General features: G+C 67.9%; 23 protein-coding genes. 11 read left to right on the plus strand and 12 right to left on the minus strand.

Annotated elements, in window-relative coordinates:
- Window positions 1–71: 71 nt before the first annotated feature.
- The 4 genes from araB to ACY48E_RS05600 all read left to right on the plus strand — a co-directional run bounded on the left by araB (window position 72) and on the right by ACY48E_RS05600 (window position 5,975).
- On the plus strand, window positions 72–1,766 hold the full coding sequence (gene araB, locus ACY48E_RS05585; RefSeq protein WP_462871118.1) for a ribulokinase: 1,695 nt from the start codon (window positions 72–74) through the stop codon (window positions 1,764–1,766).
- On the plus strand, window positions 1,763–2,452 hold the full coding sequence (locus ACY48E_RS05590) for an L-ribulose-5-phosphate 4-epimerase (protein WP_462871119.1): 690 nt from the start codon (window positions 1,763–1,765) through the stop codon (window positions 2,450–2,452). The genes araB and ACY48E_RS05590 overlap by 4 nt, the downstream gene beginning before the upstream one ends.
- A gap of 17 nt (window positions 2,453–2,469) precedes the next feature.
- Window positions 2,470–3,969 (plus strand): L-arabinose isomerase, encoded by a 1,500-nt coding sequence (araA, locus tag ACY48E_RS05595; protein ID WP_462871120.1) that lies wholly within the window; start codon window positions 2,470–2,472, stop codon window positions 3,967–3,969.
- Between the two features lie 203 nt (window positions 3,970–4,172).
- A complete protein-coding gene (locus ACY48E_RS05600; protein WP_462871121.1) occupies window positions 4,173–5,975 on the plus strand; it encodes an Hsp70 family protein in 1,803 nt (600 codons plus the stop codon).
- On the opposite strand, the gene ACY48E_RS05605 is transcribed toward ACY48E_RS05600, so the two are convergent.
- On the minus strand, window positions 5,956–7,791 hold the full coding sequence (locus ACY48E_RS05605) for a dynamin family protein (RefSeq protein ID WP_462871122.1): 1,836 nt from the start codon (window positions 7,789–7,791) through the stop codon (window positions 5,956–5,958). The genes ACY48E_RS05600 and ACY48E_RS05605 overlap by 20 nt on opposite strands.
- Entirely contained in the window at window positions 7,788–9,128 is a 1,341-nt protein-coding gene (locus ACY48E_RS05610; protein ID WP_462871123.1) for a GTPase, read from the minus strand. Before ACY48E_RS05610 ends, ACY48E_RS05605 begins: the two co-directional genes overlap by 4 nt.
- A 103-nt stretch (window positions 9,129–9,231) precedes the next feature.
- Here ACY48E_RS05610 and ACY48E_RS05615 point away from each other — a divergent pair, with 103 nt between their 5' ends.
- The 5 genes from ACY48E_RS05615 (at window position 9,232) to ACY48E_RS05635 (ending at window position 13,382) form a co-directional block, all read left to right on the plus strand.
- Complete coding sequence (locus tag ACY48E_RS05615) at window positions 9,232–10,323, plus strand: alkene reductase (RefSeq protein ID WP_462871233.1); 1,092 nt, start codon at window positions 9,232–9,234, stop codon at window positions 10,321–10,323.
- A gap of 374 nt (window positions 10,324–10,697) precedes the next feature.
- Window positions 10,698–11,357: an SDR family NAD(P)-dependent oxidoreductase gene (locus tag ACY48E_RS05620; protein WP_462871124.1), complete on the plus strand. Its 660-nt coding sequence runs from the start codon at window positions 10,698–10,700 to the stop codon at window positions 11,355–11,357.
- A gap of 142 nt (window positions 11,358–11,499) precedes the next feature.
- On the plus strand, window positions 11,500–12,297 hold the full coding sequence (locus ACY48E_RS05625; protein WP_462871125.1) for an SDR family NAD(P)-dependent oxidoreductase: 798 nt from the start codon (window positions 11,500–11,502) through the stop codon (window positions 12,295–12,297).
- Window positions 12,298–12,387: 90 nt separating this feature from the next.
- Complete coding sequence (locus tag ACY48E_RS05630; RefSeq protein ID WP_462871126.1) at window positions 12,388–12,915, plus strand: GNAT family N-acetyltransferase; 528 nt, start codon at window positions 12,388–12,390, stop codon at window positions 12,913–12,915.
- On the plus strand, window positions 12,912–13,382 hold the full coding sequence (locus ACY48E_RS05635) for a hypothetical protein (RefSeq protein ID WP_462871127.1): 471 nt from the start codon (window positions 12,912–12,914) through the stop codon (window positions 13,380–13,382). Before ACY48E_RS05630 ends, ACY48E_RS05635 begins: the two co-directional genes overlap by 4 nt.
- 45 nt (window positions 13,383–13,427) lie before the next feature.
- Here ACY48E_RS05635 and ACY48E_RS05640 read toward each other — a convergent pair whose 3' ends face one another.
- From ACY48E_RS05640 to ACY48E_RS05660, 5 genes are all read right to left on the minus strand, one after another.
- Window positions 13,428–14,198, minus strand: a complete 771-nt coding sequence (locus ACY48E_RS05640) for a sulfite exporter TauE/SafE family protein (RefSeq protein ID WP_462871128.1) — start codon at window positions 14,196–14,198, stop codon at window positions 13,428–13,430.
- 16 nt (window positions 14,199–14,214) lie between these two features.
- Complete coding sequence (locus ACY48E_RS05645) at window positions 14,215–14,619, minus strand: DUF302 domain-containing protein (protein ID WP_462871129.1); 405 nt, start codon at window positions 14,617–14,619, stop codon at window positions 14,215–14,217.
- A gap of 12 nt (window positions 14,620–14,631) precedes the next feature.
- Window positions 14,632–14,901, minus strand: a complete 270-nt coding sequence (locus tag ACY48E_RS05650; RefSeq protein ID WP_462871234.1) for a metal-sensitive transcriptional regulator — start codon at window positions 14,899–14,901, stop codon at window positions 14,632–14,634.
- A 63-nt stretch (window positions 14,902–14,964) separates the two neighbouring features.
- Window positions 14,965–15,342 carry a DUF6941 family protein gene (locus ACY48E_RS05655; RefSeq protein WP_462871130.1) on the minus strand — a complete coding sequence of 126 codons (378 nt, stop codon included), beginning with the start codon at window positions 15,340–15,342 and terminating at the stop codon, window positions 14,965–14,967.
- Window positions 15,343–15,488: 146 nt separating this feature from the next.
- The gene (locus ACY48E_RS05660; protein WP_462871131.1) at window positions 15,489–16,847 is read right to left on the minus strand and encodes a rhodanese-like domain-containing protein; all 1,359 of its coding nucleotides are present in this window, start codon (window positions 16,845–16,847) and stop codon (window positions 15,489–15,491) included.
- 82 nt (window positions 16,848–16,929) lie between these two features.
- Here ACY48E_RS05660 and ACY48E_RS05665 point away from each other — a divergent pair, with 82 nt between their 5' ends.
- Together ACY48E_RS05665 and ACY48E_RS05670 are read left to right on the plus strand one after the other, a co-directional pair.
- Window positions 16,930–17,466 carry a hypothetical protein gene (locus tag ACY48E_RS05665; protein WP_462871132.1) on the plus strand — a complete coding sequence of 179 codons (537 nt, stop codon included), beginning with the start codon at window positions 16,930–16,932 and terminating at the stop codon, window positions 17,464–17,466.
- A gap of 75 nt (window positions 17,467–17,541) precedes the next feature.
- Window positions 17,542–18,936: a PepSY-associated TM helix domain-containing protein gene (locus ACY48E_RS05670; RefSeq protein WP_462871133.1), complete on the plus strand. Its 1,395-nt coding sequence runs from the start codon at window positions 17,542–17,544 to the stop codon at window positions 18,934–18,936.
- Window positions 18,937–18,957: 21 nt separating this feature from the next.
- On the opposite strand, the gene ACY48E_RS05675 is transcribed toward ACY48E_RS05670, so the two are convergent.
- The 5 genes from ACY48E_RS05675 to ACY48E_RS05695 form a co-directional block, all read right to left on the minus strand.
- Window positions 18,958–19,380 carry a hypothetical protein gene (locus tag ACY48E_RS05675; protein WP_462871134.1) on the minus strand — a complete coding sequence of 141 codons (423 nt, stop codon included), beginning with the start codon at window positions 19,378–19,380 and terminating at the stop codon, window positions 18,958–18,960.
- The gene (locus ACY48E_RS05680; RefSeq protein WP_462871135.1) at window positions 19,377–20,042 is read right to left on the minus strand and encodes a nitroreductase family protein; all 666 of its coding nucleotides are present in this window, start codon (window positions 20,040–20,042) and stop codon (window positions 19,377–19,379) included. Before ACY48E_RS05680 ends, ACY48E_RS05675 begins: the two co-directional genes overlap by 4 nt.
- Before the next feature lie 66 nt (window positions 20,043–20,108).
- The gene (locus ACY48E_RS05685) at window positions 20,109–20,873 is read right to left on the minus strand and encodes a trans-aconitate 2-methyltransferase (RefSeq protein ID WP_462871235.1); all 765 of its coding nucleotides are present in this window, start codon (window positions 20,871–20,873) and stop codon (window positions 20,109–20,111) included.
- Between the two features lie 81 nt (window positions 20,874–20,954).
- Window positions 20,955–23,108 carry a heavy metal translocating P-type ATPase gene (locus ACY48E_RS05690; protein ID WP_462871136.1) on the minus strand — a complete coding sequence of 718 codons (2,154 nt, stop codon included), beginning with the start codon at window positions 23,106–23,108 and terminating at the stop codon, window positions 20,955–20,957.
- Entirely contained in the window at window positions 23,105–23,314 is a 210-nt protein-coding gene (locus ACY48E_RS05695; RefSeq protein WP_462871137.1) for a heavy-metal-associated domain-containing protein, read from the minus strand. The genes ACY48E_RS05690 and ACY48E_RS05695 overlap by 4 nt, the downstream gene beginning before the upstream one ends.
- Window positions 23,315–23,338: the final 24 nt, after the last annotated feature.

Raw genomic sequence — 23,338 nt, forward strand, 5'->3', positions numbered from 1 at the left:
CAATGTTTAAGCGCCCCGTCCGCGGGCCCACCACCATTGACCGCCCGCCATGTTAACGCTAACATTCGCCTGTGACGCACAGCACCAAGTACACGGTGGGGGTCGACTTCGGCACCCTCTCCGGCCGCGCCCTCGTCGTGCGGGTTTCCGACGGCCTGGAGATGGGATCGGCCGAGCACGCGTATCGGCACGGCGTAATCACATCCACCCTGCCCGACGACACCGCCCCACTTCCGCCGGACTACGCCCTGCAGGTGCCGAGCGACTACATCGATGTTCTGCGCATCGCGGTCCCCTCCGCGGTTCGCGCCGCCGGCATCGATCCGTCCGACGTGGTGGGGATCGGCACCGACTTCACCGCCTGCACAATGATTCCCGCGCTCGCCGACGGCACACCGCTGTGCGAGCTGGACCAGTTCGCGGGGCGGCCGCACGCCTACGTGAAACTGTGGCGCCACCACGCCGCGCAGCCGCAGGCCGATCGGATCAACGCCCTTGCGGCGCAGCGCGAAGAAGCGTGGCTGCCCCGATACGGCGGGCTGATCTCGAGCGAATGGGAGTTCGCCAAGGCACTCGAGATCCTCGACGACGACCCCGAGATCTACGACGCCATCGAATGCTGGGTCGAGGCCGCGGACTGGATCGTCTGGCGCCTCGGCGGGGTGTACGTACGCAACGTGAGCACGGCCGGCTACAAGGCAATCCACCAGGACGGGCAGTACCCGTCGCGCGAATTCCTCGGTGCCCTCGACCCGCGATTCGCCGACGTGGTGGAGCAGAAGATCGAGCGCCCCATCGGCCGTTTGGGCGATACCGCAGGCACTCTCACCGCGCAGGCAGCCGCCTGGACCGGGCTGCCCGAGGGTATCGCCGTCGCGGTGGGCAACGTCGACGCGCACGTCACCGTGGCGGCCGCCGATGCCGCCGAGCCCGGGCGACTCGTCGCCATCATGGGCACCTCCACCTGCCACGTCATGAACGGCCCCGATCTGCGGGTGGTCCCGGGCATGTGCGGGGTTGTTCTCGGCGGGATCACCGACGGGTTGTGGGGGTACGAGGCGGGTCAATCCGGTGTCGGAGACATCTTCGGCTGGTTCATCGACAACTGCGTGCCTGCCGAGTACCGCGACGCCGCCGAGGCACGCGGGATCGGTCTGCACGAACACCTCACCGACCTCGCCGCCGCACAGGCCGTCGGCGCCCACGGACTGGTGGCACTCGACTGGCACAGCGGGAACCGTTCGGTACTCGTCGACCATCATTTGTCGGGCGTTGTCGTGGGCCAGACCCTCGCGACCACCTGCGTCGATCAGTACCGGGCATTGCTCGAGGCCACGGCGTTCGGCACCCGAATGATCGTGGAGACGTTCGGGCGCAACGGGGTTGGCATCGACGAGCTCGTCGTCGCCGGAGGTCTGATCAAGAATCGCCTCCTCATGCAGATCTATGCCGACGTGACCGGACTGCCGCTCTCGTGCGTCGAGTCCACCCAGGCGCCGGCGCTCGGTTCGGCGATCCACGCGGCCACCGCCGCCGGCGTCTACCCCGACGTTCCGTCCGCGTCGGCGGCGATGGGACGTCGCACGCGTGAGGCGTTCCTGCCCATCCCCGACAACGTGGCCGCATACGACGCGCTGTACGCCGAGTACGTCGAACTACACGAATGGTTCGGCCGGGGCAATCGAATGATGCGTCGACTGCGCGCTCGCGCAGCCGGTGCCGATGCACCGGCAGCGGTGTCCGAGGCACACGAGGTGACGGCATGACGGCAGTGGACAGTACGGTCGAGGATCTGCGCAGGCAGGTGTGCGATCTGCACGCCGAACTCACCCGCAACGCCCTCGTGATCTGGACGGCGGGCAACGTGTCCGCGCGCGTCCCCGGCCGAGATCTGCTGGTGATCAAGCCGTCCGGCGTGTCCTACGACGACCTGACACCCGACAAGATCGTGGTGTGCGACCTCGAGGGCAATCTTGTCGACGGCGATCTCGCGCCGTCCTCGGACACGGCTGCGCACGCGTACGTCTACCGGCACATGCCCGAGGTCGGTGGTGTGGTGCACACCCATTCCACCTACGCGACCGCGTGGGCGGCACGCGGCGAGCCGATCCCCTGCGTCCTGACCATGATCGCCGACGAGTTCGGTGGTGATATTCCCATCGGACCCTTCGCGCTGATCGGGGACGATTCGATCGGACGCGGGATCGTCGAGACACTGCGGAGCAGTCGCTCGTCGGCCGTGCTCATGCAGAACCACGGTCCGTTCACCGTCGGTCCCACCGCTCGTGCTGCCGTCAAGGCTGCGGTGATGGTCGAGGACGTCGCACGCACGGTGCACATCAGTCGACAACTGGGCCAACCTCTTCCGATGGATCCGGGTGACGTCGCCCGGCTCTACGACAGGTACCAGAACGTCTACGGCCAATCAGCGGCCGCGGCGGAGAACAAGTGAACGATCGAGGGAATGCGATGACAGAGAAGTACGAGGTCTGGTTCCTCACCGGAAGCCAAGGTCTGTACGGCCAGGACATCCTCGACCAGGTGGCCGATCAGTCGAGGGGGCTGGTCGAGCAACTCGGTCGCAGTGAGCACGTTCCCGTCGATGTCCGGTGGACGCCGGTGGTCACCTCCTCCGACGCCATCGCGGCAGTGATCGAGGAGGCGAACGCCGCGCCCCGCTGCATCGGGGTGGTGGCGTGGATGCACACCTTCTCGCCGGCCAAGATGTGGATTCGAGGCCTGGGTTCGCTGCGTAAGCCGTTGTTGCACTGGCATACCCAGGTCGGTGTCGAGATTCCCTGGGCGACCATCGACATGGATTTCATGAACCTCAACCAGGCCGCCCACGGCGACCGGGAATTCGGGTACATCCAAACCCGAATGTCGGTCCCACGCGCCACCATCGCCGGCCACGTCAGTGACGACCGCACCACCGAGCGGATCGGATCCTGGGTGCGCGCAGCGCTCGGCGCCGCCGAGCTCCGGACGCTGCGACTCGCCCGGTTCGGTGACAACATGCGCGACGTCGCCGTCACCGAGGGCGACAAGGTGGAGGCGCAGGCACATTTCGGTGTGTCGGTGAACACCTATTCGGTGAACGACCTCGTGGAGCGGGTATTCGCGGTCACGGAATCCCAGATCGACGACCTGGTGCAGCAGTACGAACAGTCGTATCGCATTGCGCCCGAACTACTTCCGGGTGGTGAGCGGCACTCCTCCGTGCGCGAGGGTGCCCGCATCGAATCGGGACTGCGGACGTTCCTGAGCGAGGGCGGATTCGGCGCTTTCACCACCAATTTCGAGGATCTCGGCGCGCTGCGCCAACTCCCCGGTCTGGCCGTGCAGAGGTTGATGGCCGACGGGTACGGATTCGGCGGTGAAGGTGACTGGAAGACCGCGACCATGGTTCGCACGGTCAAGACCATGGGGGCCGGGCTGCCCGGCGGCACGTCGTTCATGGAGGACTACACCTACGACCTCACGCCCGGCTCCGAGCGAATTCTCGGCTCCCACATGCTCGAGGTGTGCCCGTCGATCGCGGGGGACACCCCGAGCCTGGAAGTGCATCCGCTCGGCATCGGCGACCGCGAGGACCCTGTTCGGTTGCGGTTCACCGCCGCACCCGGCTCGGCTCGTGTCCTCGGCATCTGCGACATGGGTTCGCGATTCCGGCTGGTGGCCAACACCGTTCGACTGGTCGAACCGAACGAACCTTTGCCGGCACTGCCAGTCGCGTGCGCGGTGTGGGAGCCGGAGCCGTCCTGGTCCACCTCCACCGAGGCGTGGCTGATGGCCGGCGGCCCGCACCACACGGTGCTCTCGACGGCCGTCTCCGCCGAGACCCTCGACCACTTCGCCACCATGACCCGCACCGAACTGCTGACCATCGACTCCTCCACCACCCCCGCCGGCTTTGCGAAGGAGCTTCGCTGGAACGCCGTCTACCACCACCTCGCCGCGGGGGTGTGAGGGGCCTCGGGGTCACCTCCGCTTCCGTACCCAATGTGACACTTGGTCACGTGGGCTGACCAAATGTCACATTGGGTACACAACTCAGCGGTCATATTGGGTACACAACTCAGCGGTGGGAGCACGCCGCTGGAGGTCAGGTGCGGAGGCAGTCGGCACAGGTATCGTCGACTCACGCGAATGCGGGACACGGAGGTGAGTGTGTGGCGCGCCTGAGCATCGATTTCGGCACCACCAACACTGCCGCGGCCGTGGTGGACGGTGCCGGGGTGCTGCGCGAGGTCCGACTCTCGTCGACCTCCGCGCTGATGCCATCCGCGGTGTTCGTCGACGGCTCCGAGTGGGTGGTCGGCAGCGCTGCGGTCAACCTCGCCTCATCCGATCCGGGGTCGTTCGAGGCCAACCCGAAGTCGCTGCTCACCGACCCCGACGCTGTGCTCGGCGGCCGTCTGTGGGAGAGCTCCGCGGTGGTGGCGGCGGTGTTGCGACAGGTCCTGCGGGCGGCGACGGCAGTGGTGGGCGGGGGGTTCGAGGAGGTGGTGCTCTCGCATCCCGACGCCTGGGCGGGGGTTCGACGAGGACGACTGGTCGAGGCGGCAACGCTCGCCGGTGTTCCGCGTGAACGCCTACGACTGATCACCGAGGCGCAGGCTGCGGCGGCGTTCTACTCGGGTTCGCGGGACGTCTCGGCGGGCGCGCGCATCTGCGTCTTCGACTTCGGCGCGGGAACCTGCGACGTCGCCGTTCTCGATCGAATGGACTCGGGACAGTACGTGGTCGTTGCATCGGACGGCGTGGACGGGCTCGGTGGCAACGACCTCGATGTCCGGATCATGGACTGGGCCACCGCCTACGCCCGCGACCACGCGCCCGAGGTACTCGCCGAACTGAATACGGCCCGTGGGCAACTCGAGCTCGTGACGCGGGTGCGAGCGGCGAAGGAGACGCTGTCCTCTGCCTCCCGTGCCCAGATTCAGCTTCCACAGGGCGTCACCGCTCAGCTCACACGGGGCGAGTTCGACGGTCTCGTCGCTGCGGACATCGACCGATGCGTCTCTCTGACCAGGGCAGTTGTGGCCGCCGCGGATCGGGCGGAGCGGCGCCCGGTCTCGACGGTCTACCTCGTGGGTGGGTCCTCCCAGATCCCGCTCGTCCATTCACGGCTCGCCGATGTAGGACCGATTGCGACACTGGGTGATCCGAAGACCGTGGTCGTTCTCGGCGCGCTCACCTCAGGCCCGAGACCCCCACTAACATCGCCCCCGCAGCCACCACCAGAGCAGCCCCTGCCCGCACAACCCCTGCCCACCCGGCCGCTTCCACCGCCGCCACCCGGGCTGTCACGGTCCGGGCCCAACCCGACCCGTAACCGTCTGCCGCTGGTGATCGGTGCGGTTGTTGCGGCGGTGGTTCTGCTGGTCGGCATCGGAGTTCTCGTCGATCGCTCGGGCAACTCCGGTGGCAGCGTGACGGCCACCAACGGTGTTGGAGCCACCACGACGGTCGGCTCGACCTCGTCGGGCACCGGCGCAGGGTCGGGGCAAGCCGTCGACCTCACCCAGTGCGAGGTCGACGCGATCGCGGGGTCGGGCACCGAGTGCCGGCTCCTGAGTCGAATCCCGCTGGTCGTGCGGACCGCGTCCAAGTGCGAGGTATCGACGGACTCGGCCAAGATCGGTGCCATCACCGGAGTCAGTTGCGTACCGGGATCGTTCGAGGCCGAGCCGTTCTACCAGGTGGACCTCTACCAATTCGCGGCGACCGTGCTCACCGGTGAGCGCTTCGGATTCACCTCGGGTGACACCGCTGCCTTCCCCGACCCGAATTCCACGAGATCGGACGACAGCCTGGGCACCATCATCTGGTCGATGTCCGGTCCCCGGGCGGGATTGAATCGGATGTGGGAGTCGAAATCGAGCAGCCCGGTGGTCATCTCGATCACGTACTCCACCGCCGCGAAAACTCCCGCGGACGCTCTGGACTTCCTCATGGTGCAGGCTCTGTGATCGGAGCTCCGGCGACTGCAGGGTCAGCGCGCAGCCTGACCTGGATCGCGTCGATCTCTTTTGCCCGCGACGCCAACGCCGCGAGGGACTTCGCTTTGGACTCGGCGTCGATCTTCGCCTGAGCGCGGCACTCCTCGATCACCTTCTGCGTCTGCGAAATTGCCGCGTCGAGTTGACGCGAGTACGTCAGTCGCAGTTCTGTGGCGAAATTGTTGTTCACCGTTCGAATGGCGACCACCAGATCTTCCTGCGCCTGGCGTGAGGTGTCTGCGAGCCACTTGATCAGGTTCTGCTTCCCGATGCGTTTGGCGCGGAAGCTCATGGCGAAGGCTGCCCACGCCGGAATGGCGACGGGCAGGATGATCGGGGCGACAGCTCCGAGCGCCGACGCCGACGCCACGGAACCCGCCAGCGACCCCAACGATCCACCCGCCATTGCCATCGTGATGATCTGGGGGTCGAAGAATCCCTTCCACTTACGGTATTCGCGGGGTGCCCGCAGGTAGACGCTGTCGAGTCCGTCCAGGGTGGAGCCGAGCTCGGCGTCGAGCACGCTCGCATCGGCAAGCAGCTCGACAGCAACTGTCGTGAGCTCACGGCGCAGATCGGCCGCGGTCTCGACGGTGACAGCCTCGATCTGCAAGACCATGTCTGCCACGAGATCCGATGCGCGACGGGCTATGTCGAGTGTCCCGACGGACTCGATCGTGTCCTCCCACCGGTGGCGCAACTCGTCCATCCGTCGACGCAGGGCGGTGTCGTTCTCGATCGCCACCGCGCCGAGGCGTTGCGCGAGCCGCACCCCCCAGTCCTTCTGGGTGGCACGCAGCCCGGTCAGACGCGCGTTCTCCGCCTCCATCGTCGCCTGCACGGTCGGCGCCTCCGTGATGGAGCGGTGTGTGCGCACGATCTGCCGTCGCAAGGAGGTCAGGGCGGTGCTCGCGCAGTGCACCGCATTGCGCCGGACCACCCGTGCGGGGTCCTCCACCGAGTGCGTCAGCAGTCGTACCAGCTCCGGCACCCCGGAGGCATCCAGAAGTTTGTCCGCACGGGTGGGGTCCGGCTGGCCCAAGGCCTTGAGCGCGAACAGATTCGACACCCCCACCACAGCGACATCCGCGAGTTCGCGTGCATGCGCCCGCAGGATTGCCCGGTTCTCCTCCACCACCACTTTCCAGTCGGCCATCGCACGATCGGTCTTGGTCACCACCACTGTCACGGCGGTCACGCTGCCGGCGACCGCGGTGAGGAAGGCGAGTTCGGTACTGCTGATCGGTGAGAGTGCATCGCACACCATCACCACCGCACAGGCGCCGTCGGTAGCGGCGGTGGCGGTCAGGACGTGCTGTGGATCGAGGCCGTTGACCCCGGGGGTGTCGACGATCGTGGTTCTCGGCAGAAAGGTCGACGCCACGGCCACTTCGGCGCCGGCCGGCAATACGCCGTCGATGGCGGTGTCGGTATGCGCGCCGTCGAGGGCAATCCATTCCTGCACGTCGTCCACCGGATGGGGATCGCGGCTCGGCAGGATCAATCTCGCTGCGCCCGAGGGGAAGTCGGCGGTCGGCGGGGTGTAGCGAACCTGGGTCGACGTCGAAATCTCGGAGTCGACCCGGGCGAGTCCTGGCTGTCCGAGAAGTGAATTGACGAGGGAGGACTTGCCGCGCTTGATCTCACCGACCACCACCACGGTGCGCGAGGGTGGCGTGGACCCGGCGATGTCGGTGATGGTGTCGGCGACGGCGTCGGCCTTGTTGCGGCGGAGCATGGCGATGGCGTCGTCGAGTGCGTTGGTCGCCGTGTCGAGACTGGTCACGACGCCCCCTGCAGTGCAAGGCGATAGGTTCGTTCGAGCACGGCAAGCGCATCGCGCTCGGCGCTGGAGTGCGTTGCAGCGCGCTGCCCGCGGAACTGCGAGATGCGCTGCAACGCAGGTGTTCCACGCAGGAGGGCTTCGCTGCTCTCTGCTCGGAGAGCGTGCTCGAGCTCGGCGATGAGTGAGCTGTCGGGCGCGTAGCGAATGAGCGTGCGCAGGGCAGTGAGTTCGCGCACCCCGTGCAGAGCCGGATGAGAGTCGTACTCCTCGAGGAGGGTCGCCACTGCCGGTCGGCTGGGGGACGTCACAGACCACCGTCGTAGTGCCGCCATGACCGCACGGGCTGTGAGAAGGCGCCCGCTGCTGCGGGCGACCGCATCGATGGCCGCTCGCAGGTCGCCGAGACCCGACGTACGGTGCAGCCACCGGGTCAACTCGACTGCTCCCGAGGCGTGGGCGCGGCCGTGCACCACCGCGTACTCGCCAAGCACCCCGACCAGTTCCGCAAGCTCGGGTTCCTCTCCGGCGAACAGTGCGAGAGTCAGGTCGTCCGTGTCCCAATCGTGGTACCTGCGCAGCAGGGCTGCATCCGTTTCGCGCACACCGGTTTCGGCGGCTTGGGCCATGAGTCCGGCGACCGGTTGGGCTCGGACGAAGAGCGTTGGATGTTCGTGTTCGAGCCGCGCCCCGCGACGGGCGGCCTGCGCGAACGGGTCGTCGGCCATCGACTCGCCGGCAGTGTCCGCGCGGGCGAGAACCACGATCGTGTTCAGTCTGCTCGCACCGGCGGACCGCAGGAATTCGATCTCGTCGGTCCGCAAGTGCCCGCCGACCACGAGGAACAGAAGAACCTCGGCGTCGGGAAGGGTGGTCGGGTCGATCAGGGCGCGCCGCGTGGCCGTCTCCGTCTGCTCACCATGGCTGGAGAGCCCCGGGGTGTCGATGACTCGGAATCGCTCCCGCAGGTGGAGCTGCGGTGTGTGGGTGACGGTGTGATCGATCTCCGTCGGCGGGCGCCCGAGGTCGGTGCCGTACACCGTGGTGCGTACCCCGTCGAGGCCCACCACGTCGGTACGTTCGGGCATCCCGTACTCGTAGAGGCAGGCCACCTGTGTGCACTCGCGCGCGTCCGTGGCGGCCACGGATGTGCCGACGAGTGCGTTGACCAGTGTCGACTTCCCGGAGCTCACCCGTCCGGCAAGGGCGACGGTCAGCGGCGCCGTGAGCCTGTCTCCCAGATGCGCGACCACCGCACGTTCAGGCTGGGTGACCACGGTGTCGACGCGCGCCAGGAGGTCGGCGACGTGGCCGAGAACGTTCGTCGACTGTCTGCCCACGATGGTCCCTTCTCGGCTATCAGGTGCTGCTCGGCAGTCTCCCACATCGTTGCGCCAGCGAACGGTCGGAATAGATCACGGTCCGCAGGCGTCCTTGATGATCATGACCTATTCACTCGATTCAGACTCACCCTTGCTCGCACCGTTCGATTCCGGGGTCGTCCACACCCCCCACCGCATCTTCATGGCACCGCTCACGCGTTCGCGGGCCGAAGCCGACGGCACCCCCACCGACCTGCAGGTCGAGTACTACCGTCAGCGCGCCGGCGCCGGGCTCGTCATCTCTGAGGCCACGCAGGTCAGTGCCACCGCCGGTGGCGCCTACCACTGCACCCCCGGCCTGCACACCGATGCCCAGCAGCGCAAGTGGGGCGAGATCGCCGCCGCCGTCCACGATGGTGGCGGGCAGATCTTCGTCCAACTCTGGCACGTCGGCCGAATCGGCCACCCCGGCCTGGGGGCCGACCCCGTCGCGCCGTCACCCATCGCCGCGGAGGGGTACGCGCACACTCCCGAGGGAAAGCAGCCGCTGGTGACTCCGCGCGAGCTGACCACCGACGAGATCACCGACATCGTCGACACCTTCCGCACCTCGGCGCGGCGCGCGGTGGACGCCGGAGTCGACGGTGTGGAGATCCACAGCGCCAACGGATACCTGCTGCACGAGTTCCTCGGTGACGACAGCAACCAGCGCACCGACGCCTACGGCGGTAGCCCCGAGAACCGCGCTCGTTTCGTCGTCGAGGTGGTCCGTGCCGTGGTCGACGAGATCGGCGCCGACCGTGTCGGTATCCGCTTCAGCCCGGGACACGGAGCCAACGGCATGCACGAGAGCGACCCGGTGCCCGCGCATCTCGAGGTGCTCGGCGCCATCGCCGACCTGAACCTGGCATACGTGCACCTTCTGATCGAGCCGACCGATCCGGTGCTGGCAACACTGCGGCCCGCCATCACGGCGCCGCTGGTGCTCAATACCGGCTTCGCGATCGAGTCCGACTTCGCGCAGCTCGAGGGTCTCGTCGCCGACGGCACTGCCGCCGCGGTGACCGTCGGCCGCTGGTACATCTCGAACCCGGACCTGGTGGAGCGCCTTCGGCAGGGCGCCGAGCTGGCCACCCTCGATCAGTCCACCCTGTATTCCGCCGGTCCGCAGGGATACACCGACTACCCCACTCTCGCAACGCAGAACGCCTGAGTCTTCGTCACCGCAGCCCGGCCGCTGGTGTTCAGCGGTCGGGCTGCCGTGGGTAGTCCATCAGTCGTAACGGTTGGATACCGAGAACACTTCGAACGGGCCACAGGCATCGAGAACTTCGACCTCGTCGAACACCAGCAGACCGATGCGTCGGGTCATGGGATACCCCTATCGACGTGCGCAGACCGACGTGAAGGCGTCGGATGTCACGAGAAGTATCGCCCGGATAACGACGGTGGCGTGCTCGAACTCGTCGCTACCGTGGGAGGTGGATCGGGAACTCGGGGGAGCTGCTGACCGTTAACTCCTGTGACGACCGAAGTTCGGGGGAAATCTGTTCCCCCGAAGCATTCCTCACGCCAAGGAGGCCGTTCATGTTGTACGCGGGCAGAGTTGCAGTGATCACCCGAGCAGGCTCCGGACTGGGCCGCGCACTCGCGCTTCAGCTCGGCCGCCGAGGTGCCGTCCTCGCGCTGCACGACGAGTGCCCGCGCGCGTTGGCGGATACGGTGTCCGTGATCTCGGACAGTGTCGACATGTTGATGGACACGTTCGATACGTGTGATCGAAAAGCAGTACGCGCCTTTGCTTCCCGTGTCGAGGATGAGCTGGGTGGTGCTGATCTGGTGATCAACGACCTGGGCGTCCGCAGTACTCTCGCCCCCGTGTGGGAGGCGCATCCGCACTCCTACGCACGAGCTTTCCAGCACAACGTCATGGGTGTGGTTCACAGCACCCAGGCGTACCTCCCGCAGATGCTCGCCGCAGGTAGCGGTGTGATCGTGAACGTGGCCGGCATCAACGGGCTGGTCGGGTCTGCCTATCAGTCCGATTGCAGCGCAGCAGAATTCGCCGTGCGCGGCTTCGGCGAGTCCTTGGCGGCCGAACTGGAGGGCACGGGGGTCTCGGTGCACACCGTGTTCCCCGGCTCCGCGGGCACCGAGTTGGCAGCCGTCGCGACAGCCGTTCTGGACGGTGTCGACTCACAGCTTCTCGGTGTCGACCACGGTCTGCTGCGCCTGCGTGCGAGCTGACCGCCGCTGTTCGGTGGTGCGGATGTCGATCGTTGCCGTTCGGCGCGGGGGAACTCGGACGAATCCGCCGTCGTTGAAGGTTTGAACGACGAAGTTTCGGGCAATCCGAAGTTCACGAAACATCCTCAGCCAAGGGGGTCCGATGACATACGCAGGCAAAGTTGCGGTCATCACCCGAGCAGGGTCCGGCCTCGGGCGTGCGCTCGCACTTCAACTGGGACGTAGGGGCGCGATCCTGGCGCTGCACGACCAGTCACCGACAGCCCTGGCCGACACGGTGTCGGTGATGTCCGACAGCGTCGACCTGATCGTCGAATCGTTCGACGTGAGCGACCGTACTGCAGTGCGCGCCTTCGCAACTCGGGTCGACACCGAGCTCGGTGGGGCCGATCTGGTGATCAACAACATGTGCGCGCGCGGGATGAATGCGCCCGTGTGGGAGGTGGATCCGGCGTCCTACGAACGCCTGTTCCGGAAGAACGTCATGAGCGTCGTTCACGGAACCCAGGCGTACTTGCCGCAGATGCTCGCGGTCGGACGCGGCGTCATCGTGAACGTCGCCAGCATCCACGGCCTGGTGGGCACGGCGAACCACTCGGACTACAGCGCAGCGAAATTTGCGGTCCGTGGATTCGGTGAATCCGTGGCCGCTGAACTCGAGGGAAGCGGTGTGTCGGTACACACCGTGTTCCCGAGCCTGACCGGCACCGAGCTCCCGTCCGTCGCCACCGCGGTGCTCGAGGGCGTTGAGTGCCATCGCGAGCGCATCATCACCGGGCGCTGGGCGAGCGAGGCCGAGTTCGCCTCCAGCTTCGTGCAGCGCTCCCGCGAGCGGGACGTGGAGGTCGACGCGATGAGCGAGACACTCGACTTCGCGGACGCACCGCGCGGCGATTTGGTGGCGGCTCGACGCGAGCCCGTACGGTTGCGGGCCGGCTGAACCCGAGCGCACTCGGAATTGCTCGGCGCACCTGCGATTGGTGGTGCGTGCGGCTGCGCGGGGTGCCCGCGGTCTCGGTAACGTGACCGTGTGAGCAGTGTGCACGTGCGCGCGGTCGCCGACCCGCACGATCCGGTGCTGGCGGCTCTCCTCGTGGACGCCGTCGCCGAACTGCGGGGCCGCTACCCCGACTACGACCCGGAACCGGCCGTACCCAATTCCGAGTACTGGGTGGCCACGATGGACGACGAACCCACGGGATGTGTTGCGCTGCATCGTCTGTCGGATGGGCGCGGTGAGATCAAGCGGCTCTATGTGGCCGCGACCGGGCGTCGTCGTGGGATCGCCGCCATGCTGCTCGACGCCCTCGAGCGGCGGGCTGCCGAGTGCGGCATCGCCGAGATCGTCCTCGAGACCGGCACCCGCCAGCCCGAGGCCATCGCGCTGTACGAGGCCAGGGGCTACGACAGGGTCGAGCCGTACGGCGAGTTCGCGGGCAGTCCCCTCAGCCGCTTCTTCGGTGTGCGCCTCCCGCGAGAAGGCTCCGTGAACGAGGATCCGCGGTCGGCACTCGGGCGTGGTGACCGCACAACGAATCGACGAGAGGACCATCGGTGACCGACCCGATCATGGAGGCCATGGCCGAAGCGGTGACAGCCGGGCGCAACGGCGACGTCGAGTCCGCCCGTCGTCTGCTGCACGCGCTGTGGGATGAGATCGGCGTGACCGGCGACGGGCTGCACCGATGCTCCGTGGCGCACTACCTGTACCCGGCGGACCCGGCGCAGGCACTGATCTGGGACGTGCGTGCGCTCGACGCCGCCGACGCGGTGACGCAGGATCGTGCGGACGACCACCACGCCGGGATGCAGGTGGCCGCCTTCTACCCGTCGCTGCACCTGAACTTGGCGGACAACCTCCGACGCCTCGGTTCGTTCGAGACGTCGGCCGAGCAGCTCGCGCACGCCCGCGACCGCCTGGATCAACTCGGTGACGACGACTACGGCCGCATGATCCGTCGCTCGTACGAGGCGGTGGACGAGCTGGTCCGCGCCCGGGACGCCGAGAGTCCCGCGGTCGGCTGAAGGTCGGCGGCTAACTCTGGTCGGGGCGGTGACCTCGCGGGCGCGTCACAGTCCGGCCGCGGTTGCCACGATCACATAGAGAGCGACCGCGAAGACCAACACTGCGAACCATCGCTGCAGGCGTCCGGTGTCGATATTCGCCCCGAGACGTCCCGCGAGCAACGAGGCCACGATCGCCGCGCCCGCGAAGGCGAGGGTTATCGACCAGTCGATGCCACCGCCGAGGTGCGAAGCGAGGCCGGTCACGGAGTTGACGACGATGATCACCAATGACGTACCCACCGCGACAGGCATCTCGATGCCGAGCATGAGTACCAGGGCGGGCACGATCAGGAAGCCGCCGCCGACCCCGAACAGTCCGGTGAGGACACCGACGAAAAGTCCTGCGGCAACCGAGCGCGGTACGCAGCGCCGCCAGTTCACGCCCGCTTGCGCTGTTGCGCAGGCTGTTCCGACGTCACCACGCTCGGTGAGCATGCGTGCACCGGCAGCGATCATGACGGCGGCGAACCCGATCATCAACACCGGATGCGGGAGCGCCCGACCGACCATCGCCCCGAGGAACGTTGCGGGGATCCCGACTATGGAGAAGATGGCCGCGAGGCGCCACTGCACGCGTCCCGCACGGATCCTGGGTACCGCGCCGACGGCGGACGCGGCGGCTACCACGATCAGCGACACCGGAACTGCCTCGGTGAACTCGAGGCCCAGCCCGTACACCAGGGCTGGGACGGCGAGGATCGAACCACCGCCGCCGAGAAGGCCGAGCAGGACGCCGATGGCGATACCGAAAGCCAGGGCGAGTGCGATGACCACGTGGGCTGCGCGCTCGTCAGTTCTGGGTGGCGAGAGCTTCGATGGCCGCCTGCAGTCGCGTGGTCGCGTCGGCGGCGACGTCGGCCAGTTCGGGGGAATCGGTGACGGCGACCATGATGGCGGGGTTCATCGCGTCGACGATCACCGAGCCGGGTGCCGATGCGTCCGCGCGCACCACCACGTTGCAGGGCAGCAGGAGCCCGATCTGGCGGTCGACACCCACGGCGCGGTGTGCGAGTGGGGGATTACAGGCGCCCAGGATCAGGTACTGCTCCATCTCCTCCCCGAGCTTGGCCTTCATGGTTGCCTGCATGTCGATCTCGGTGAGGACACCGAAACCCTGCTGTGCCAGTGCGTCTCGGGTGCGAGCGACGGCGTCGTCGAAATCGGTGGTGAGGGTGGTCGAGAGGGCGATCTGCATGTCGCGTGCCTTTCAGGCGAGGGCGAGGAAGAGCTTCTCGAGCTCGGCCTCGGTCATCGGTTGCTTGCCGCTGTCGGTGTCGCCGGCCAGGCACTCACGCAGGCCCGTGGCAACGATCTTGAATCCAGCACGGTCGAGGGCGCGGGAGACTGCGGCGAGCTGGGTCACCACGTCCTTGCACTCGCGGCCCTGCTCGATCATGGAGATCACCCCGGCGAGCTGTCCGTGGGCGCGCCTGAGGCGGTTGAGAACAAGGGCAATGCTGTCGTCGTCGCCGACCATGGTGTGTCCTTCCGAGAGTGTGTGGTCCGGATCCACGAACGTCACAATACCCCGCTGGGTATATCAGGCGAAGCGAATCGTCAGCGGCACGCTGATCTGCGAACCGTCGACATCGAGAATGAAGCTGTGCCGGCCCGCCGACGTGCACTGCATCTGCATCGGCAGCACCCACACGCGGTTCTCCCCGGTGAGCCCGACGCCGGGCACGGGCAGTCCGCGCTGATGGACCACCCGCCGACCGGTCGGGTCCATCACCTCCAGCACCGCCTCGGCGTCACGGTCGAGGTCGTCGGGTCCACACTGGAGAAGGGCCACCAGGTGACACTGCAGCACCGGTTCGGATGCGGACACCGTGCAGGTGTCCCATACGCCGCCGATCACATCGACCATGTCGTTGCTCACGCGCGCGTACTCGGCGAAGAAGGCGCCGGTGACGATCACCTGGCCGTCGACTCACCGCAGGTGCATCTGCCGGCGGGGGGAATCGAGGCCATGACCTGCTCGGCATGCTGACCGCAGCCGTCCCAGGTCGTCTTGTTGCAGGTGGGGCAGGGAACTGGGTAGCACATGATGAGGATCCTTCCATCTCAGGGTGTGGTCATCCAGGCGGCGAAGCCGCCGTCCAGATCACTGACGTCGGTGAAGCCTTTGGCGCGCAGGAGTGAGGCCGCGACCGACGAGCGCCATCCGCCCGCGCAGTGCACCACGATCGGGCGGTCGGTGGGTATCGCGTCCAGGTGCGTACGCAGCTGTGCGAGAGGAAGTTTCATCGAGCCCGGGATCTCCCCGACATCGAGTTCGCCGGGGTTCCGGATGTCGATCACCGTCACCCTGTCCAGGCGCGCGCGCAGCGATTCGACGCTGGTGCGCGGGGCAGCGACCACCCGATCGGCCAGTTCGGCGGGGAACTGTCCGCCGATCGTGAGGTAGCCGACCACGTTGTCGTAGCCGATTCGGGCCAGTCGCATCGCGGCGTCCTGTTCGTCCCCGGGATCGGTGAGCACCACGATCCGATCGTCGACTGCGGCGACCATACCGCCGGTCTCGGCGAACCGGCCGTCGAACCCCACGTTGATGGAACCGATGAGGTGCCCGGCGGCGAAGTCTTCCGGGCACCGGGTGTCGAGGACCACGGCACCGTCGGCCATCTCCGCGAGAATCTGCAGCGGCGTGAGGGCGGGCGTCGGTCGATCCGCGCGGTACGTCGCACGCTGCGACCTGTTCCGGGCCACCGCGTCGGAGAAGTATGCCGGTGCCGCCGGTTGCCGGTCGGTGACCAGCGCAACGAAGTCCTCGGCACTCATCGGTTGGGCCGACGGGTTTGTGCGTCGCTGCTCGCCGATGGTGCTGGTGAGCTCGGTGGACAGATTCTTCCCGCAGGACGACCCGGCGCCGTGTGCGGGCATGACGACCACCTCGTCGGGGAGGGTCAGCAGTACCTCGTGCAGGGTTCGATGCATCGCGCGAGCCAGGTCTGCGGTCGACCCGTCTCCGAGGTTCGCCAGGTCGGGACGGCCGACGTCTCCGATGAACAGCGAGTCGCCGGTGAGGACTGCGGCGGGCACGGCGCCGGGACGCTCGCGTACCAGCAGGCTGATGGACTCCCAGGTGTGGCCGGGGGTCTCCAGGATCTCGATCTCGACCGTGCCGAGGCTCAGCCGCTCGCCCGCGCTCAAGCGTCGAATCGGGTATTCGGTGACGGCGGCGGCTCCGTACCCGATCCATGCCCCGGTGGCCTCGGCGAGCTCGAGGTGGCCGGAGACGAAGTCCGCGTGGAAGTGGGTGTTGACCACTCCTTCGATCGTGAGTCCGCGGGCCGACGCCTCGGTCAGGTACTCGGCCACGTCGCGCCGAGGGTCGACCACGACAGCCCGACCGGTGCTCTCGTCACCGATGAGATACGACGCGTGGGACAGGCACTCGATGTAGTACTGCTCGAGAATCATGACCCCAGTGTGCCACATACCCCAGGGGGTATGCAATGTTCGGCGAATCGGACATTTCCCCTCGACGCGTTAGGGTTCGCCTGTGAACTCCCGCGGCGACCTGCTCGCGCACCTGCGCGGCGGGGCTGTCGGCGCACTGTCCGGAGCGGTCGCCGTCGCGGCCCACGGTATCGGTGGTGGCGGAGTAAGCGAATCCTCGCTGGTTCTGTTGCTTCTCGGGTGCACTGCAGTGGGCACCCTCTGCGCGACCAGGGGTCGCACCACCGAACCACGCTCGGCGGCTCGCTCTGCGATCGCCCTGCTGGTGGCGCTCGCGAGCGCTCAGGTCATCGCCCATGGCGCACTGACGGTCGGTTCCGCGATGCCGTGGCACCACCACCTCACTCCGCACATGCTCGCCTCACACGCCGTTGCCGCCGTCGTCTGCACGGCACTGGTGATGGCCTCGGAACGGGCCTGCTTGCGCGCGCTGGCCGTGATCCGCACCGTGGTGGTGCTCATCGCCGGGCCGGTTCGCACGCGCGTGTGGCGTCCGCGCCCCGCGTCAGCGGTCACGCTGAGCCCGCGCCTGCTCCACCTCGCCGCCGCGGGAACGCGCGGCCCACCGCGTGCGGTCTGACCTCACCGCACCCAGTCATCCATCCGCGCGCACGGCCATGTCGCCATGCGGGAAGAACTCCATCGAGGTTTCGTCATGTCCACACCAGAGCTCGAAAGGGCTGTGTCGGAGAGCATTCCCGACTCCGCGCCCCGCACCGCCCGTCCCCTGATGTACCGGCTGCACTTCTACGCCGGACTGCTGGTGGCCCCCTTCATCCTGATCGCGGCCATCAGCGGCGGCCTCTACGCCGTCGCACCCACCATCGAGAAGTTCGTCTACTCCGACGTGCTCACCACCGATTCCACCGGTCCGGCCCGCCCGGTCGCCGACCAGGTCCGCGCTGCCCGCGCCACCCTGCCCGAGTTGACCGTCACCGCAGTGCGCCCCGCGGTCGACGGCGGTGAGACCACCCGCGTCTTCTTCGCCGACCCCACCCTCGGCGAGTCCGAACGACGAGCTGTGTTCGTCGATCCCGTCACCGCGACCCCGAAGGGCGAGCTGGTGGCCTACGGCAGCAGCGAGGCGCTTCCGGTACGCACCTGGATCTCCCAGCTGCACCGGAACCTGCACCTCGGTGAGCCCGGCCGGCTCTACAGCGAGCTGGCCGCATCGTGGCTGTGGGTAGTGGCCCTCGGTGGGCTCTACCTCTGGGTGCGCCGCTACCGAACGGTCGCCAGCGCCCGGTTGCTCACGATGGATCGCGCCTCGAGTGGGCGGACGCGAAGCCTGGGCTGGCACGGGGTCACCGGTATCTGGATCACCGCGGCGCTGGTGTTCCTCTCTGCCACCGGCCTGACCTGGTCGACGTACGCCGGAGAGAACATCTCCGATCTGCGCACCTCGCTGAGCTGGACCACCCCGAGCGTGGACAGGAAAATCGAGGCGGGCTCGACCGACGCCGGTCCACAGCTGCTCGACGCAAATGTCGAGCGCATCGATTCCGTTCTGGCAGTTGCCCGTTCGGCGGGTATCGAAGGCAAGGTGGAGGTCAGCATCCCGTCGAAGGCCACCACCGCCTTCACCGTCGCTCAGACGCGTGCGCCGTGGGTGATGTCGAACAACACCGTCGCCATCGACGGGGTCAACCAGAAGGTCACCGATGTCACGTGGTTCGCCGACTGGCCGATCGCCGCGAAACTCACGGCGTGGGGAATCCAGCTGCACATGGGTGTGCTGTTCGGGTTGGTCAGTCAGATCGCCTTGGCAGCAGTGGCTCTCGGACTGGTCGTGGTGATCGTTCGGGGATACATGATGTGGTGGAAGCGGCGGCCCACCCGCGCCGGATCGTCGGACTGGCCTCGGCCGCCGGCCCGCGGCACGTGGCGGCGGATCCAGCCGGTGACGTTGCTCGCGTTGGTTGTCGGCGCCGTCGTCGTGGGGTGGTTCGCGCCGCTGCTCGGCATCACCCTCGTGGCGTTCCTCGTGGTCGACGCCCTGCTCGGGGTGCGCACGCGAACGCGTGTCGACGCGACGTCCTCGACCGGGTGAGCAAGGGTGCCCCTGCCCGCACTACTCGGCCGGTTCCGCCGGGTGAGGTACCAGGACATCGTCCGCGGGCAGGGGCACCGCCACCTCCACCAGGCGCTCGGCGTATCCCGGATAGGCCGGTCGCACCCACACTCTCGTGTCGTCGAGCTGCGTCATCGTCATTCGGCGCCAACGCCAGTCGGGCCGAGGCCGGCGCAGGTCGGTGCCCGACTCCAGACTCGAGGGCGCGAGCGCCCAGTAGTTCTCCGCCAACGACGCGAGTCCGCGAGCACGGGCCACCGCGGTGGCATCGACCACGTCCACATCGCGGGCGAGCACATGCCCGACAGGGTTGACCACATCAACGATGTTCTCGTAACCGATTGTCCATCCGACGATTTCGCCGTCACCGCGTCGGACGGGCAGTCGCGAGCGCCAGCGGTCGATATCCACCGCAGCGCTCACCACCGGTCGACGTGCAGCACAGTCTCCAGCGGTGCCCGGCGGGCCGGCTTGAAGGTCTCACCGGTGAAGTACGCCGTGGGGATCAGCGCACCCTGGTGGATGCCCTCGGGAATGCCCAGCAGGTCGGCCACCTCTTGCTCGCGCATGGTGTGCACGGTGGTCCATGCGGTACCGAGCCCGCGCGCACGAGCAGCGAGCGCGTAGCTCCACACCGCCGGCAGCAGCGAGCCCCAGATGCTCGCCTGGTTGCCGGCGGGGAGTTGCTTCGGCCCGGCTATGCAGGCGATCACCATCACGGGCACGCGGGCGAAGTTCTCGGCCAGCCAGTCGGCGCTGTCACCCACGCGGGTCTGCACGGCGGCCCGCTCCGGGTCGTCGGCGTGGAGGTTCGCCGCGGCGTAGCTCGACGTGCGGTATTCGGCGAAGCACTGCGCGTAGATCTCGCCGATCCGCGCTCGCTTGTCGGCGTCGGTGACCACGACCCAATGCCAGCCCTGAGCGTTCGATCCCGAGGGTGCCTGCAGTGCCACCTCTATGCATTCGGTGACCAACTCGAGCGGGACCTCGCGCGTGAGGTCGAGACGCTTGCGCACCGTGCGCGTGGTGGTGAGCAGTTGGTCGGGGGTCAGGTCGAGGACGGGGAAACGCGATTCGGTACTCATCCTTCGATCCTGTCACTGCGGGCGCCCCCCGTCACCGAGCCCTGTTCACTGCACCCGTGCGGGGTTTCACCGCACCCGTGCGATGGCGAAGACGCGGCGGAATTCGAAGAACGTCGTCCCGTCGGACCGGCGCGGGTAGGCGGCGTCCAGCAGCGGCCTCAGGTCCTGGCGGAACTCTTCGCGACCGGCGGGGTCGAGGACGTCGAACACCGGTGTCAGAGCGGTTCCCGACACCCAGTCGAGCACGGGATCGTCGCCGCTGAGCACCTGCACGTACGTGCTCTCCCACGCGTCGACGGTGCAGCCCTGCGCTGCGAGCAGGTCCGCGTAGGCGGCCGGATCATCGACTGCCTCCGGGCCGCGCAGTCTCACGCCGTCCAGTCGCGCGCGCCACGGCGCCGACTCGGCGAGCGCACGGATGATCCGATGGGAGGGCGCATCGAAGTTGCCGGGCATCTGCACGGCGATCTCCGCGCCCGACGGCAGCTGGGACGGCCATCGTCGCAGCACGTCCCGATGGTCGTCGACCCACTGCAGGGTGGCGTTGGAGATCACGACGTCGGTATCGGCCGACGGAACCCAGTCCCGCAGGTCGAGGAGGGTGGCGGGCACGCCGGCCGCGCGCGCGGCCGCAACCATCTCGGGGGACGAGTCCGACGCCTCGAGTACCGCGCGCGGCCAGCGCTGGGCCAACGTCGCGGTGGCGTTGCCGGGCCCGCAGCCGAGATCGACGACGCGCCGGGGATCGGCGGCGCGAATTCGGGCGGTGAGCTCGACGAACGGGCGGGTGCGCTCGTCGGCGTAGGTGAGGTAGTCGGTCGGGTTCCACATGGGCAGGTCCTTTCGAATCCTCATTACCGTACGCCCGTACTGTAAGAATCGAAAGTCCTGCGTGGATCCTTCGGCGCTCGGCTACGCCCGGAATCGGCGCAGACGAAGACTGTTGAGGACCACGAACACCGACGACAGCGCCATGGCAGCTCCCGCCAACATGGGGGTGAGCAGCCCGACCGCTGCCACCGGGATGGCGGCCACGTTGTAGGCGAATGCCCAGAACAGATTCGACTCGATGGTCCGTAATGTTCTGCGGGACAGGCGGATCGCGTCGACCACGCCGATGAGGTCGCCGCGCATCACCGTGATGTCCGACGCCGCCATCGCCACCGAGGTGCCCGAGCCGAGAGCGATCCCCAGGTCTGCCACTGCCAGCGCCGCCGCATCGTTGATGCCGTCGCCCGCCATCGCCACACGTCGCCCCTGCGCGCGCAGATTAGTCACCGCGGCAACCTTGCCCTCGGGACTGACGCCGCCGATGACCGTGTCGATACCCACCTGTCGGCCGACGGTGCGCGCCGCGACCTCGGTGTCGCCGGTGAGCATCACGACCTCGAGGCCGAGGTCCCGCAACCCTGCGACGGCGTGGGCCGACGTGTCCCGAACGGTGTCCGCCACGACGAGGATTCCGCGAACCCGGCCACCGAACGACACCGCGACCGCCGTTCGTCCGCTCTCGGCGGCCGAGGTCACCGCCCGCGCGTACGCGTTCGGAACCGGCGCCGCATCCACGCGAGCGACCATCACCTCGACGCCGTCGACCGTCCCCACTGCACCGAGGCCGGGGAGAGCGCGGAACTGCTCCACGTCCGGTACCACGACGAGCCGCTCGTGTGCCGCGGCGACTACCGCTCGGGCGATGGGGTGCTCCGACCGCTGCTCCACCGCAGCGGCGAGGCGCAGCACCTCGTCCGGTTCGGGTCCCACGTTCTCCAGCAACGTCATTCGACCAGTGGTGATGGTGCCCGTCTTGTCCAGAATCACGGTGTCGATGCGGCGGGCGGACTCGAGCACCTGCGGACCGGTGATGAGGATCCCCAGTTCCGCGCCCCGTCCGGTGCCCACCAGCAGAGCGGTCGGAGTGGCCAGGCCCAGCGCACACGGGCACGCGATGATGAGCACCGCCACCGCAGCGATGGCGGCGGACGACGCGGAACCTCCGAGCAGCAGCCACGCGGCGAAGGTGCCCACCGACAGCAGCAGGACCACCGGGACGAACACCCCGGCGATGCGGTCTGCAAGCTTCTGGGCGGCGGCCTTGCCGGACTGGGCCTGGTGGACTCGACGGGTGATCCAGGCCAGGGCGGTGTCCGCGCCCACGGCGCCGGCCCGCACCGTGAGATGGCCGTCGATCACCACCGACGAGCCGGTGACCTGATCGCCGGGGCCCACCTCGGCCGGTACGGACTCGCCGGTGATCATCGAGACGTCCACGGCGCTCGACCCGCGGATCACCTGCCCGTCGGTGGCGATTCGTTCACCCGGCCGAGTGAGAAAAGTGTCTCCCACCCGCAGGGCGCCGATGGGAACGACGGTCTGCGCGCCGTCGCGGATCACCGTGACCTCGGAGACGGCGAGGGCGGACAGCGCGCGGAGCGAGGCTCCCGCGTCGCGCTTGGCCCTGGCCTCGATGTAACGGCCCACGAGGACGAACGTCACGATGCCGGCCACGGCCTCGAAGTACGTCGAGCCGGTGGCGTGCGCGACCCCGAACTCGAAGTCGTGACGCATGCCGATCGCCCCCGCAGTACCGAAGAACAGGGCGTAGAGCGACCAGCCGAATGCGGCGAGCGTCCCGATCGACACGAGGCTGTCCATGGTGGCGACACCGTGGCGCAGGTTGGTCCACGCCGCGCGGTGGAAAGGCCAAGCACCCCAGAGGAATACCGGGGTGGTGAGCGCGAGCCCGACCCACTGCCACCCGTCGAACTGCCACGCCGGAACCATCGCCGTCGCGATCACCGGGAGGGAGAGGGCGGCGGTGACCACCGCTCGCCGTCGCAGATGTGCGGCCGCGTCGGTGTCCGACGCGGTGGTGTGCGCGGCATAGCCGGCCTGCTCGACGGCGGCCACGATGTCGGCTGTCGATGCTGTGCCCGTCTCCACGGTGGCCACCTCGGTGGCGTAGTTGACCGACGCGTGCACACCGTCGAGCTTGTTGAGCTTGCGCTCGATCCGGTTGGCGCACGACGCGCAGGTCATGCCCTCGATCGACAGCTCGAGCGTGCTCACGGTGTGGCGATTCGATACCCGGCTTCATCGACGGCGCCTGCCAGCGCGGCCGGGTCGAGCGGGCCGGTACTGGTGATCGCGACGGCCCCGGAGTCGAGATCGACGTGAACGTCGGTGACGCCGGGGAGCGCGGTGAGTTCCTCGGTGACCGAGGTTACGCAGTGCTGGCAGGTCATCCCCGCGACGGTGATGGTGTGGGTGGTCATGGTGTCCTCCTCATCCGCCACCAT

This window comes from Rhodococcus sp. AZ1, assembly GCF_054979605.1.

Coding starts and splice junctions, on each gene's coding strand:
- ACY48E_RS05590 (WP_462871119.1), top strand. CDS start 1,763: ATGACGGCAGTGGACAGTACGGTCGAGGATCTGCGCAGGCAGGTGTGC.
- araA (WP_462871120.1), top strand. CDS start 2,470: ATGACAGAGAAGTACGAGGTCTGGTTCCTCACCGGAAGCCAAGGTCTG.
- ACY48E_RS05615 (WP_462871233.1), top strand. CDS start 9,232: ATGACCTATTCACTCGATTCAGACTCACCCTTGCTCGCACCGTTCGAT.
- ACY48E_RS05620 (WP_462871124.1), top strand. CDS start 10,698: ATGTTGTACGCGGGCAGAGTTGCAGTGATCACCCGAGCAGGCTCCGGA.
- ACY48E_RS05625 (WP_462871125.1), top strand. CDS start 11,500: ATGACATACGCAGGCAAAGTTGCGGTCATCACCCGAGCAGGGTCCGGC.
- ACY48E_RS05645 (WP_462871129.1), bottom strand. CDS start 14,619: ATGCAGATCGCCCTCTCGACCACCCTCACCACCGATTTCGACGACGCC.
- ACY48E_RS05650 (WP_462871234.1), bottom strand. CDS start 14,901: ATGGTCGGCGACGACGACAGCATTGCCCTTGTTCTCAACCGCCTCAGG.
- ACY48E_RS05660 (WP_462871131.1), bottom strand. CDS start 16,847: ATGATTCTCGAGCAGTACTACATCGAGTGCCTGTCCCACGCGTCGTAT.
- ACY48E_RS05670 (WP_462871133.1), top strand. CDS start 17,542: ATGTCCACACCAGAGCTCGAAAGGGCTGTGTCGGAGAGCATTCCCGAC.
- ACY48E_RS05680 (WP_462871135.1), bottom strand. CDS start 20,042: ATGAGTACCGAATCGCGTTTCCCCGTCCTCGACCTGACCCCCGACCAA.
- ACY48E_RS05685 (WP_462871235.1), bottom strand. CDS start 20,873: ATGTGGAACCCGACCGACTACCTCACCTACGCCGACGAGCGCACCCGC.
- ACY48E_RS05695 (WP_462871137.1), bottom strand. CDS start 23,314: ATGACCACCCACACCATCACCGTCGCGGGGATGACCTGCCAGCACTGC.